Raw genomic sequence first — 13,069 nt, 5'->3', positions numbered from 1 at the left:
ATCCGTCATGTAAGATCTGCTATATTTTGTAACATGTAAAGATCTACTTTCGTAATATACTTCGCAGATTGCTTCGTCATTATCAGGTTTCTTATGTTTCAGCTTGAACAGCTCAGTATTGCAATTATTGGACTAGGTTATGTTGGGCTGCCACTAGCCGTTGAGTTTGGCAAGCAAAAACCCACCATTGGTTTTGATATTAATCAACAACGTATTGCTGAACTGCTTGCTGGGCATGATCATACGCTAGAAACTTCGGCAGAAGAATTAAAACAAGCAGTCAATTTGCGTTATACCCATGATTTTACTGCATTAAAGCAATCCAATTTCTTTATTGTGACTGTTCCAACACCGATTGATGATTTTAAACAACCTGATTTAACCCCATTGATCAAATCTTCTGAAACCATTGGTCAAGTCCTAAAAAAAGGCGACATCGTAGTCTATGAATCCACAGTCTATCCAGGAGCCACTGAAGAGGTTTGTATTCCAGTTTTAGAAAAGGTTTCAGGCTTAAAATTTAATCAGGATTTTTTTGTGGGTTATAGTCCTGAACGTATTAATCCAGGTGATAAACAACGACGTGTGACCAATATTTTAAAAATAACCTCGGGTTCTACGCCTGAAGTCGCTGATTATATTGATCAAGTTTATCAGTTGATCATAGATGCAGGCACGTATAAAGCACCAAGTATTAAGGTCGCTGAAGCAGCAAAGGTCATTGAAAATACTCAGCGTGATGTGAATATTGCGTTGATTAATGAATTGGCATTAATTTTTAATAAACTCGACATTGATACTGAAGAAGTGCTGAAAGCGGCGGGCACTAAGTGGAACTTTTTACCGTTCCGTCCTGGCTTAGTCGGTGGGCATTGTATTGGTGTCGATCCTTATTATTTAACCCATAAAGCACAATCGATCGGTTTACATCCAGAAATTATACTCGCCGCTCGACGTTTAAATGATCGAATGGGCGAATATGTGGCGACCCAATTGATTAAAGAAATGGTCAAACAACGGATACAAGTGGTGGGTTCAAAAATCCTCATCATGGGACTGAGTTTTAAAGAAAATTGTCCTGATATCCGTAATACCAAAATTGTAGATATGGTCAAAGCTCTGAAAGAATATGATCTTGATTTAGATATTTATGATCCTTGGGTGGATGATACAGAAGTCCAACATGAATATGGCCTAGCACCTATTAAAGAATTACATCAAGGGCAGTATGATGCCATCGTGCTTGCGGTGGCACATGACCAGTTTAAAAGTATGACAATTGATCAATTTAAACAATTAGGCAAAGAAAAACATGTTTTATATGATTTAAAATATGTTCTCGATAAAGCGCATAGCGATATTCGTTTGTAATTTAGAAGTGATATTTAAAAGATGAAAATATTAATTACGGGTGGTGCAGGTTTTATTGGTTCTGCGGTGGTGCGCTATATTATAAATAATACAAACGATGAAATTTTAAATGTGGATAAATTAACCTATGCAGGGAATTTAGAATCTTTAAAAGAAATTGATCAAAATGAAAGATATCAATTTTCCCAAACCGATATTTGTGATCGTGCTGCTTTAGATCGACTTTTTTTGGATTTCCAACCCGATGCCGTTATGCATTTGGCTGCGGAGTCACATGTGGATCGTTCAATTTCAGGTCCAGCTGATTTTATAGAAACGAATATCATCGGTACCTATCAGTTACTGGAAGCAGCACGATATTATTGGAATACCCTAGCAGAAGATAAAAAATCAGCATTTCGTTTTCATCATATTTCTACTGATGAAGTCTATGGTGATTTAGAGGGTACAGAGGATTTATTCCTGGAAACCACGCCTTATGCCCCAAGTTCACCTTATTCTGCAAGTAAAGCTAGTTCGGATCATCTCGTCCGTGCTTGGTATCGTACTTATGGTTTGCCTGTTGTATTAACCAATTGTTCTAATAATTATGGACCTTATCATTTCCCAGAAAAACTGATTCCACTGGTCATTTTAAATGCGCTTGCTGGTAAGCCATTACCAGTCTATGGGAATGGTGCACAAATTCGGGACTGGTTATATGTTGAAGATCATGCACGTGCACTTTATAAAGTTGTTACTGAAGCTAAAGTAGGCGAAACATACAATATTGGTGGTCATAATGAGCAGAAAAATATTGATGTAGTCAAAGCGATTTGTGAACTTTTAGAAGAACTTGTACCTAACAAGCCAGAAGGTATAGCACAGTATCAAGATCTGATTACTTATGTTACAGATCGGCCAGGTCATGATCTACGCTATGCGATTGATGCCACTAAAATTAAACAAGATTTAAATTGGGTACCTGAAGAGACATTTAAAACAGGTCTGCGAAAGACAGTACAGTGGTATTTAGATCATCAGGATTGGGTGCGGAATGTACAAAGTGGCGAATACCAGAACTGGGTTGAACAACAGTATGCCAATGCCTAAAACAGTGAGTGAATAGAGATGAAGCTGTTAATCTTAGGTAAAAATGGGCAGGTCGGTTGGGAGTTGCAGAGAGCATTACAACCCTTAGGTGAAGTATTGGCTCTAGATCGCTATCAAGATGCGAAAACTCAGTATTGTGGTGATATCGTAAACTTTGATGCCATCGCTCGAGTCATTACACAATTTCGTCCGAATATTGTAGTGAATGCAACCGCATATACTGCGGTGGATCAAGCTGAAACTGATCTTGAACAGGCAGATTTAATTAATCATTTGGCGGTAAAGCATTTGGCCGAACAATGTAAAATAATGAATGCATTGTTGATACATTATTCAACTGATTATGTGTTTGATGGTCAGGGACAAATTGCATGGCAAGAAACTGATGAGAAAGCTCCTCAAAATGCTTATGGACATACCAAACTAGCAGGTGAAATTGCACTAGAGCAAAGCAAGGCTAAATTTATTAACTTTAGAACCAGTTGGGTTTATGGTACGCATGGCAATAATTTTATTAAAACCATGTTGAAACTCGCAAAAAGTAAAGATGAACTGAATATTATTGCGGATCAAATTGGTGTACCGACAGGTGCAGCTTTGATTGCGGATGTCACAGCTCAAGTCATACGATATTATGATTTTAATCCAGATCAACACCATGATTTACATGGGCATTATCATCTTGCTCCACAAGGTGAAACCTCATGGTATGACTATGCACAATTTATTTTTGAAAAAGCACGTCAAAAGGGTATTGAGCTACAGATTAAGCAGGTAGAAGCAATTCCGACAACTGCTTATCCGACGCCTGCCAAGCGTCCACTTAACTCCAGATTAAATACCCAAAAATTACAACAGACTTTTTACATCCACTTACCAGAGTGGCAACAGGGTGTAGAACATGCGATTGCAGAGATGATTTAATATGACAGTACAAAAAAATCGTAAAGGTATTATTTTAGCGGGTGGTTCTGGAACACGCTTGTATCCAATCACGATGGGTACATCGAAACAATTACTCCCTATTTATGATAAACCAATGATTTATTATCCATTGTCTGTTTTGATGTTGGCAGGGATTAATGAAATCTTAATTATTTCGACACCAGAAGATTTGCCAAACTTTGAGAAATTATTGGGTACAGGCCAAGAACTCGGAATTAAGTTGTCTTATAAAGTACAACCATCACCAGACGGACTTGCCCAGGCATTTATTTTGGGTGAAGAATTTATTGGTCAGGATAATGTCACACTGATATTGGGTGATAATATTTTCTATGGTCAACATTTCAGCGAACAACTCAAACGTGCAGCAGTCCAAGATCAGGGCGCTACAGTATTCGGCTACTATGTGAATGATCCTGAGCGTTTTGGTGTAGTCGACTTTGATGCATCGGGTAAAGCTTTAAGTATTGAAGAAAAACCAGAGCAGCCAAAATCGAATTATGCAGTGACGGGTTTGTATTTTTACGACAATTCGGTGGTTGAGATTGCCAAAAATATTAAACCATCACATCGCGGGGAGCTTGAAATTACCGACGTAAATAATATTTATTTACAGCAACAAGCACTAAATGTAGAAGTACTTGGCCGAGGTTTTGCATGGCTAGATACAGGTACACATGATTCACTGATTGAAGCGAGTCAGTTTGTACAAACCATTGAGCATCGTCAGGGTTTAAAAGTTGCCAGTTTAGAAGAGATTTCTTTTAACAATGGCTGGATCGATTTAAACCAACTTAAAGCACGTGGTGAATTTTTTAAGAAAACTGGATATGGTCAGTACTTGTTAAAATTGCATCAAGAACATTCAAAATAAATGTAATCAAGTCATTATCTAAATCAACATGATGCCTTGCATATAGACTACACTGGATATTGTCGTAATGAATATTATTGAAACTAAAATCAATGGTTTACTCATTTTAGAGCCGCGTGTATTTGGTGATGACCGTGGCTGGTTTATGGAAAGTTTTAACCAAAAAAACTTTGAGCAGGCGCTTACTGAGCGTGATTTAGATGTGCCACAATTTGTACAAGATAATCACTCGTTTTCACAAAAAGGCGTATTGCGCGGTTTGCATTATCAGCTTAATCCGCATGCGCAAGGGAAGCTAGTGCGTGTAGTACAGGGCCGAGCGTGGGATGTGGCAGTAGATATCCGTGAAAACTCCCCAACATTTGGTGAATGGGTAGGGCTTGAGCTTACAGGCGATAATCACAAACAGTTTTGGATTCCTGCTGGTTTTGCACATGGCTTTATTGCACTCGAAGATAATACTCAGTTTTTATATAAAACCACAGATTATTACTCTAAAGAGTGTGAAAGAAGTATTGTATGGAATGATCCAGATCTTGCGATTGATTGGCCTGTTGAAGAAGGAACGTCATTAAAGCTAACTGAGAAAGATGAAAATGCAAGTAGATTAACAGATGCTGCGTTGTTTTAATCTTCTATGAAAACAAATAAAATTCTGAAAAATTTTTCTTATTTAGGTGTAGTTCAAATATTAAACTATGCCTTACCTATTATTACAATTCCTTTGGTTTCTAGAGCATTAGGTGTAGAAAAAATTGGACTGATAAGCTATATATTTTCGTATATATCTTATCTTATTTTATTGGTGAATTATTCTTTTTCATTAACAGCTATCCGAAAGCAAAATCAACTTAATGACTTGAGTCTCACATTTAGCTTGGTTTTTAAGAGCCAACTTCTTTTACTCGTCCTAACATTACCTTTCTTACTAATTGCACTATTATTTATACCAGATCTTAAGTATAACTGGTTTTTAACATGTATTTCGTATATAGCAGTACTAGGTGCTTTTTTTGATAAAAATTGGATTTTTCAATATAAGCAAGATTTGAAATTAGTTGCGATTGTTAATGTATTACTTAAGATTATAAGTGTTGTATGTATTATACTTTTCATAAAAGAGAAAGAAGATTATCTTCTTTATGCTATAATTTTATATGGTGTTATCTTTTTTACGAATATTATCCTATTTTTTATATGTGTAAAAAAATACGAAATTAAAATTTTAAAAGTTAGATTAAAAGAAGTTATTAGTTTTTTGAAAGAAGGGAAAATGTTGTTTTTCTCTTCAGTTGTAATCAGTTTTTATACATCCACTAGTACGCTATTACTTGGAATTTATTGTAGTAATCGGGATGTTGGGCTCTATAGTTCTGCGATGAAATTGATTGATATCGCGAAAGTATTTGCAATTATGCCAATAACACAGCTTATCTATCCAATTGTCTCGCAAAAAATATCTGAGAATGTTGATGAGGGAATTCTTTTTGTCAAAAAATTGATGCCAATTTTTAATTTTATGGCGATTCTTTTGTTTATTGGAGCGATTATAGTGGGGCCGTTTATGCTTCATCTTCTATTCGGGTCACAATTTCTTGATGCAATTCCAATTTTATGGATACTTAGCTTTACTTTAATTTTAATTCTTTATAGTACTGTCTTTGGCGTGTTGTTGATGGTTAACTTGGGGATGGATCACTTATTCTTTAAAAATCAACTATATGTTGCTATTTTAAGTGTTTTACTTACAATTTTAATATTACCGTATGGCGCTGGAATGACATCTGCTATTATATTGGTCATTAGCGAGATATTGATAACAGGATATCAATACTACTGTCTTAGATTAAAAGGTTATAACCTATTTTATTTAGAGATGTTTTCTAAAAAAGCTTTTTTAGAAGCAGTTAATGCAATTAAAACCCATTAGGATCAAATATGAATTTTTTAATTGTAGGCGCAGGTTTTACTGGCGCGGTTATTGGGCGAGAACTCGCTGAAGCGGGACATCATGTTAAACTAATTGATCAACGTTCGCATATTGCAGGTAATTGCTTTACTAAGCGGGATGAACAAACTAATGTAATGGAGCATGTGTATGGTCCGCATATCTTTCATACTAGTGATGAGGAGGTATGGGAATACATCAATAAACATGGTGCGTTCATGCCATATATCAATCGTGTAAAAACAACTTATCAAAATCAAGTCTATTCTTTGCCTATTAATTTACATACGATTAATCAGTTTTACAAAAAATGTTTTAATCCGACTCAAGCAAAAGAATGGATTTCAAGTATTGCAGATCAATCGATTGAGGAGCCACAAAACTTTCAGCAGCAAGCTTTAAAATTTGTAGGCAAAGATTTGTATGAAGCATTCTTTAAAGGATATACCAAGAAACAATGGGGCTGCGACCCAACTGAGCTGCCAGCAAGTATTTTAAAACGTTTACCAGTACGTTTTAACTATGATGATAATTATTTTTCACATAAGTATCAGGGTATTCCAAAAGATGGTTACACACCTATTATTGAGTCTATTATTACTCATGAGCAAATAGAGATTCAATTGAATACAAGCTTTAATAAGAAACTACTTGAACAGTATGACCATGTGATTTGGACTGGACAACTTGATCAGTGGTTTGAATATTCAGAAGGGCGATTAGGATATCGTACACTTGACTTTGAAAAGCATATTACAGAAGGTGACTTTCAAGGCACAGCTGTAATGAATTATGGCGATGAAACAGTGCCTTACACGCGTATTTCTGAACATAAGTACTTTACTCCATGGGAAACGCATAACAGCACAATATACTTTAAAGAATTTAGTAGAGCTTGCGGTGAAAATGATATTCCTTACTATCCGATACGATTAGTAAACGACAAATTTTTATTAGAAAAATATATTGCTTTAGCTGGAAAAGAAAGAAATGTGACTTTTGCCGGGCGGCTTGGAACGTATCGCTATATGGATATGGATGTCACTATTAAAGAAGCAATTATATTGGCTAATCAAATTTGTTGTGATATTGAAAATTCACAGCAATTAAAAAGTTTTTATCATAGTGAGGTATAAAATGATTAAAGATTCTAAAACAATATATATATGTGCTCCTGCAGGATATGCTTCAGGAGGCCCAGAAGCATTACATCAATTAGCACATGCCCTACTAAATTTAAAAAGAAAAGTTATGATGTTTTACTATGGTGCTAAAAAAGATAAGATAACTCCAAGACATCAGAATTATAAAATATATGATATACCATATATTACTGATATTTCAGAAATTAAAAATGATCCCAGTAATTTAGTAATTATACCTGAAGCCGCTTGTCAAATTTTGAATGAAAAAAAAATTGACAAAACTAGTAAAAGTATATGGTGGTTAAGTGTTGATTTCTTTTTTAAAAATATGCAAAGTCATAATAAAAATCATATATTAAAAAAGATTTTAAGAGGTGATAAGAAATTCCCATCTTTTGATCAGATAAAAGAAATGAAGGAAATAATTCATATTCCTAATTCATACTATACGCAAAAGTTTTTAATTGATAATAAATTGAATCATACAAGTGTTATCTCTGATTATTTAAATTTTAATTATTTAACTGATAATTTTTCTGATGAGGAATTAGATAAAAAGCAAGACTTAATTATTTATAATCCAGCCAAAAATGGTGATTTTTTAAATAAAATCAGATCTAAAACTTCTGAGCTTGAGTGGGTGCCTATTCAAAATATGACTCAAGTAGAAGTCAAAAAATTAATGAATTCAGCAAAAATATACATTGATTTTGGTTTTCATCCAGGTAGAGAGCGTATGCCTAGAGAGGCTTGTTTAGCAAAGTGTTGTTTAATTATTGGTAAGGATGGTGCCGCAAAATATAAGCAAGACATGCCTATTATGGATTATTATCATTTTGAAAGTAAAGATGAGAATATAGAGGATATAGTTAAGGTTATACATGATTGTTTGAACAACTATCAAATCAAGATAAAAGATTTTAACACTTACGAAGTCGATATTAGGAATGCGGAAGCTAGGTTTAATAAAGAAGTAAAAGAGGTTTTTTGAATAAACCTTATTGAGGTTTCTTGAAATTTAAATGTATGTGACTATATATTTTATAGTCACATAACTAATCTTAATTATTAATTTTTGTGAGTTTTTTGTGAATTATATTATAGTGTTAAATTGGAATTCTGAAAGAGAAACTATAAAATGTGTAGAAAGCTTGCGTAATCTCGACAATTTTTCTAATTGTAGAGTGATTGTTGTTGATAATAATTCTCATAAAAAATCTTATGATTCAATTCTTGAGTACTTCATACTCAATTATGAAAATGAATTTATTGAGATAGGTGAGAAAGAAGCAGTATCTTATAATATTGATCATAACTTATACTTGATTAGAAATGAAGGAAACTATGGATATGCTGGTGGAAATAATATCGGTATCAAATTTGCTTTAAAATTTGAAAGTATGTCGTATGTTTGGATTTTAAATAATGATACAATTGTTCAAACTAATAGCTTAAAATTTATGCTTCATAAGTTCTTAGAAAATAATAATTATGGAGTTGTAGGTTCAAGATTAGTACAGTTGGAAAATAAAAGTAATGTACAGGGTGTAGGTGGTATAATTAACTCTTGGCTTTGTACTACAAAAGAAATTGGTAGTGATCTCAATATTAATGATGCTATTGATGAAAAAAAATTTGAAGAAAAAATTGACTACGTAATTGGTGCATCACTACTTATATCTCGTGATTGTTTGGAAACTGTTGGTCTATTATGTGAAGATTATTTTTTATATTATGAGGAAATTGATTATTGTAACAGAGCCAAAAGTAAAGGTTTTTTAATTGGTATAGCATCTAAAAGTGTAGTTTTTCATGCCCACGGTGCTTCAACAAATAAAGGTAAAAGCTTGATTGCAGATTATTACTCTGTAAGAAATAGAATTCTGATTACTAGAAAATTTTATCCTAATAAACTAATTTTTGTTAAATTGTCTATATTTCTAGTTTGTTTTAATAGAATGAAGAGGTTTCAATTTTCTAGAGCATTTAAATATCTGAAATTTATGTTTATCTGAAAAACTTACTACTTGTCTAAGTTCTAGTTATTACAGAATACTATCTTTGCTTTTAGTAAACTCTATTCTGACCATAATTTTTGAAATTAGATTCTTAAAATATTTAGACTTTGTTGTGGCTTTGTTGCATAAAGATTTTAAAGAAAGAGCTTTCCTAAGTTACTCAAATTCAAGTGACCACTTGGGTATGAGGTCTACCTAATTCTGTGAATTTATTTAATACGGCTACGCGTGCATGAATCTCATTTACTTGGCTGTCAAAATTCCTTGAGTAAAGTTTATCTCCTAATAATTTGATGCAATGCATCTTGGTTTCAACCAAGCTTCGCCGATGATAACCTGACCATTTTTTCCATAGTGTCCTGCCCAAACGTTTAACCGTTCGAAGTGGTTCATTTCGTTCTCGTGAATGAACTTTTATATCTTTCCAGGGCTTTGCATTTTTTCTGGGTGGAATCACTGCATGTGCTTGACGATCTGCAATGACCTGACGGCATCGTTTCGTGTCATAAGCACCATCTGTATAGATAGAATCGATTGGTTCATCTAAAGAAATTTGATCAAGTAAATCTTTGAGTACCTGTGAATCACTGACATTATTTGTGGTGAGTTGTACAGCACGTATTTGAAGAGTCTCAGCATCTATAGCAATATGAAGCTTACGCCATTGGCGACGATATTCAGGTCCATGTTTTTTATATTTCCATTCACCTTCACCTAAACATTTTAACCCCGTAGAGTGAACGAGTAGGTGTAACCCATCACGACTTTTTTGATAGCCAATTGCAATATCAATATGCTTTTGTCGTCTACAGAGGGTGGAGTAATCTGGTGCTGTCCAATCTAATCCGCAAAGCTTAATCAGACTTTGGACAAAGCCAGTCACCATGCGTAAAGACAGACGAAATAAGGATTTAATCATTATGTCAACGGCATTCTAAAATTGACCCCTTTTACCTTACAAATGGCAAAGTAAAATTGACCCCTTTGATCTCGTATTAAGTTTCAACCTGGGGCTGAATCCCTATTCTTTTTTTATCCTTCAAACGATAACTCTCACCCGATATTTGTACCACATGACAGTGATGCAATAACCGATCTAACATCGCAGCGGTCAACGTGACATCATCTGCAAAGGATTTGGACCACTGGCTAAAGGGTAAGTTACTCGTCAATATCGTACTGCCTTTTTCATAACGCTTGGCAATCACATTAAAGAACAGATTCGCTTCTTCACGTCCAAACGGTAAATAACCAATTTCATCGATAATCAGTAACTTTGGTCCCAGTACCGCACGTTGCATATAGGTTTTCAGTTTACCTTGCTGATAGGCTGTACTCAGTTGCAGCATTAAATCCGCTGCGGTAATGAACTTGATCTTAATGTTGTTCATGATGGCCTTATAGCCTAATGCCATAGATAAATGCGTTTTTCCTACTCCGCTAGCCCCCAGAAACACCACATTTTCTGCTCTAGCAATAAAGCTCAGATTGAACAGTTCAATCACCTGTGATTTAGGGGCCCCTAGGGCATAATTAAAATCATAGTCTTCCAGGGTTTTGACTTGAGGCAGGCCTGAGAGTTTCATCAGTACCTGCTGACTGCGCTGTTGCCTGGCAGCATATTCATGCGTCAAGATCGCTTCAACAAAGTCGGCATAACTTCCATCCTGACCTAATGTTTGTTGTGCATGATGTGACCATTGTGATGCGATGGCAGGCAGATTGAGCTTTTGGCAAAGCTGCTCTATACGGTCGTATTGCAGATTCATCAGGAAACTCCCAGCAACTGGTCATATACAGATAAGGGATGCTGCAAACTCTCGTAGGGCATGACATGCTGAGCTGCTGCAACAGGTACAGTGCTAGAACCTGTATCTGATTGCGGTAATGGCGTAAATTTTTGCTGCTCCTGTTGCAGTCGAACAGCCGGTTTTTCTTGCGTGGTGGCATGAATCCGCTGATTGGCGGTTTCATGCAGCCACCGGCCAATATGGGCATTGGCGACATCAACATCTAACAGTAAACCCGAAGTCTTCAGGCTTGCTTTCAATGGCACAATAAAGCTTGATTTGAGGTATCCATTAAAGCGTTCAACTTTGCCTTTGGTCTGTGCACGGTAGGGCTTACATACGCGAGGACGAAAGCTGTATTTCTTGGCGCAGTCGAGCAGTTTGGGATTCCATTTATGCTGCCCCTCCTGATAGGCATCCCGTTCAATCATGATCGTTTTAGCGTTATCAAACAGGATTTCCTGAGGTACTCCTGCAAAGAACTGAAATGCATTTTCTAGACCATCGATCCATGCACTGGTACGTTCATGATCATAAAATTTCACGAAAGTCGCTCTGGAATAGCCTAATGTTGCGACAAAGGCTTTCAAAGTCGTGTTGTTGCGTCGAATCGTGGTGAAATCCACCTGCATTTGTTGACCAGGTTGGGTTTCAAAACGAATGATCGGTTCCGGTTTGGCAACTGGTTTTAATGTTGCAAGATATTCCCTCAAGATCCTGATCTTTCCTGGATATCCCAACCTTAAAATTTCCTGGTAGAGCACAACAGCAGGAATCCATTCAGGATGAGCTGCGTTTACACGTTGGAGTAAATAGGGTTTATATGGGTCAAGGATACTTATTCTAGGCTGTATACGCTGATACTGAGGTGTGGTGTTTTGCCGTAAATATTTACGCACAGTATTTCTGGACACCCCCAGTTCACGAGTAATGGCTTTAATAGATTTACCTTGCTGATGAAGTATTTGGATTGTCACTGCTTGCTCCAAAGTTAACATGTTGAGCAGTCCAAAATGACCGCTATATTAACCAAGGGGGTCTGTTTTTAAATGCCATTAGGGGGTCATTTTTACACTGCCGCTAACAATTAAACAGCATTGGATGGCTGTATCGGAATAAGTTTGATTTCGACCATGCCTGCCTTGCGGTTGCGCATACCATTGAGTCTTGGGATCGAACCAAATTGTTAGATGACCACGATTGATCAAAGCGCGATTGTAGGATGACCAATTGGTTGTACGATAGATTTTAGATATGGGCTTATTCATTTGTGAATTATATTGCCGAATATGACTTTATTGGTAGGTTTGTGCAACAAAGCCCTCCTATGCAAAAAGAATAGACGATATTTGTCTAGGAGAGTGGTGGCAGTCCAATGAAGTTTGCGCCATTAGCAAGAATAATCAGGCTGATGTTTCTTACGCTTCCATTCGCCTTCACCTAAAAATTTTAACCCTGTAGAGTCGATGAGTAGGTGTAACCCATCACAACTTTTCTGATAGCTTATCGCAATATCAATATACTTTTGTCTTCTGAAAATATTTGAATAATTTATCATCGTCCAATCTAGCGCACACAGTTTAATAAGACTTTAAACAAATTCCATGTTCATATTTAAAGAAAGACGAAATATAGATTTAATTATTAAACAGCATTACGTGACTGTATCAGATTAAGCTTGATTTCGTCCGTGCCTACCTTGTGATAGTGCATATTATTGAGTTTCAGAATCAAACCAGATTGAAATATTTACTCGCTTGATTATATGAGGAACAATTGGTTGTACGGTAGATTAGAGGTGGATCAGGAAATTTGAACAACACTTATAAGTGATATTTTGCTCCCCAAATGATGTTATAAACATCAATATATGGAGTATTTTATGG

The 13,069-nt window shown here is 35.7% G+C and carries 11 protein-coding genes and 3 pseudogenes; 9 read left to right on the top strand and 5 right to left on the bottom strand.

The window, feature by feature from the left end:
* Positions 1-93: 93 nt before the first annotated feature.
* The 9 genes from tviB (at position 94) to F944_RS07235 (ending at position 9,390) form a co-directional block, all read left to right on the top strand.
* Positions 94-1,371: a Vi polysaccharide biosynthesis UDP-N-acetylglucosamine C-6 dehydrogenase TviB gene (gene tviB / locus F944_RS07275; protein ID WP_004988771.1), complete on the top strand. Its 1,278-nt coding sequence runs from the start codon at positions 94-96 to the stop codon at positions 1,369-1,371.
* A gap of 21 nt (positions 1,372-1,392) precedes the next feature.
* Positions 1,393-2,463, top strand: coding sequence for a dTDP-glucose 4,6-dehydratase (rfbB, locus tag F944_RS07270; RefSeq protein ID WP_004988769.1), 1,071 nt, complete (start codon positions 1,393-1,395; stop codon positions 2,461-2,463).
* A gap of 18 nt (positions 2,464-2,481) precedes the next feature.
* A complete protein-coding gene (rfbD, locus tag F944_RS07265) occupies positions 2,482-3,387 on the top strand; it encodes a dTDP-4-dehydrorhamnose reductase (protein ID WP_004988768.1) in 906 nt (301 codons plus the stop codon).
* Position 3,388: 1 nt separating this feature from the next.
* Positions 3,389-4,282 (top strand): glucose-1-phosphate thymidylyltransferase RfbA, encoded by an 894-nt coding sequence (rfbA, locus tag F944_RS07260; protein WP_004988767.1) that lies wholly within the window; start codon positions 3,389-3,391, stop codon positions 4,280-4,282.
* Positions 4,283-4,349: 67 nt separating this feature from the next.
* Positions 4,350-4,913 (top strand): dTDP-4-dehydrorhamnose 3,5-epimerase, encoded by a 564-nt coding sequence (gene rfbC / locus F944_RS07255; RefSeq protein ID WP_004988766.1) that lies wholly within the window; start codon positions 4,350-4,352, stop codon positions 4,911-4,913.
* Positions 4,914-4,919: 6 nt separating this feature from the next.
* The gene (locus F944_RS07250) at positions 4,920-6,212 is read left to right on the top strand and encodes an oligosaccharide flippase family protein (protein WP_004988764.1); all 1,293 of its coding nucleotides are present in this window, start codon (positions 4,920-4,922) and stop codon (positions 6,210-6,212) included.
* Between the two features lie 8 nt (positions 6,213-6,220).
* On the top strand, positions 6,221-7,366 hold the full coding sequence (gene glf / locus F944_RS07245) for a UDP-galactopyranose mutase (RefSeq protein WP_004988763.1): 1,146 nt from the start codon (positions 6,221-6,223) through the stop codon (positions 7,364-7,366).
* A 1-nt stretch (position 7,367) separates the two neighbouring features.
* Positions 7,368-8,366 (top strand): hypothetical protein, encoded by a 999-nt coding sequence (locus F944_RS07240; RefSeq protein WP_004988762.1) that lies wholly within the window; start codon positions 7,368-7,370, stop codon positions 8,364-8,366.
* A 97-nt stretch (positions 8,367-8,463) separates the two neighbouring features.
* A complete protein-coding gene (locus F944_RS07235; protein ID WP_004988761.1) occupies positions 8,464-9,390 on the top strand; it encodes a glycosyltransferase family 2 protein in 927 nt (308 codons plus the stop codon).
* A 169-nt stretch (positions 9,391-9,559) separates the two neighbouring features.
* On the opposite strand, the pseudogene F944_RS07230 reads toward F944_RS07235, so the two are convergent.
* The 5 genes and pseudogenes from F944_RS07230 to F944_RS16730 all read right to left on the bottom strand — a co-directional run.
* Positions 9,560-10,315, bottom strand: a pseudogene (locus F944_RS07230) (IS5 family transposase); the annotation flags it as partial.
* A 73-nt stretch (positions 10,316-10,388) separates the two neighbouring features.
* Complete coding sequence (gene istB / locus F944_RS07225) at positions 10,389-11,162, bottom strand: IS21-like element ISAba8 family helper ATPase IstB (protein ID WP_001053379.1); 774 nt, start codon at positions 11,160-11,162, stop codon at positions 10,389-10,391.
* Entirely contained in the window at positions 11,162-12,181 is a 1,020-nt protein-coding gene (istA, locus tag F944_RS07220) for an IS21-like element ISAba8 family transposase (RefSeq protein WP_004988759.1), read from the bottom strand. The genes istB and istA overlap by 1 nt, the downstream gene beginning before the upstream one ends.
* Before the next feature lie 63 nt (positions 12,182-12,244).
* A pseudogene (locus F944_RS16735) lies at positions 12,245-12,451 on the bottom strand (transposase); the annotation flags it as partial.
* A gap of 125 nt (positions 12,452-12,576) precedes the next feature.
* Positions 12,577-13,003: pseudogene (locus F944_RS16730) on the bottom strand (transposase); the annotation flags it as partial.
* Positions 13,004-13,069: the final 66 nt, after the last annotated feature.

It is taken from the genome of Acinetobacter ursingii DSM 16037 = CIP 107286, from assembly GCF_000368825.1.
Taxonomy (GTDB): domain Bacteria; phylum Pseudomonadota; class Gammaproteobacteria; order Pseudomonadales; family Moraxellaceae; genus Acinetobacter; species Acinetobacter ursingii.
This window is presented reverse-complemented; position numbering and strand designations above follow the sequence as displayed.

Bases quoted from the DNA above. Each gene is read 5' to 3' on its own strand.
- tviB (WP_004988771.1), top strand. From the start codon at position 94: ATGTTTCAGCTTGAACAGCTCAGTATTGCAATTATTGGACTAGGTTAT.
- rfbB (WP_004988769.1), top strand. From the start codon at position 1,393: ATGAAAATATTAATTACGGGTGGTGCAGGTTTTATTGGTTCTGCGGTG.
- rfbD (WP_004988768.1), top strand. From the start codon at position 2,482: ATGAAGCTGTTAATCTTAGGTAAAAATGGGCAGGTCGGTTGGGAGTTG.
- rfbA (WP_004988767.1), top strand. From the start codon at position 3,389: ATGACAGTACAAAAAAATCGTAAAGGTATTATTTTAGCGGGTGGTTCT.
- rfbC (WP_004988766.1), top strand. From the start codon at position 4,350: ATGAATATTATTGAAACTAAAATCAATGGTTTACTCATTTTAGAGCCG.
- F944_RS07250 (WP_004988764.1), top strand. From the start codon at position 4,920: ATGAAAACAAATAAAATTCTGAAAAATTTTTCTTATTTAGGTGTAGTT.
- glf (WP_004988763.1), top strand. From the start codon at position 6,221: ATGAATTTTTTAATTGTAGGCGCAGGTTTTACTGGCGCGGTTATTGGG.
- F944_RS07240 (WP_004988762.1), top strand. From the start codon at position 7,368: ATGATTAAAGATTCTAAAACAATATATATATGTGCTCCTGCAGGATAT.
- istB (WP_001053379.1), bottom strand. From the start codon at position 11,162: ATGAATCTGCAATACGACCGTATAGAGCAGCTTTGCCAAAAGCTCAAT.
- istA (WP_004988759.1), bottom strand. From the start codon at position 12,181: ATGTTAACTTTGGAGCAAGCAGTGACAATCCAAATACTTCATCAGCAA.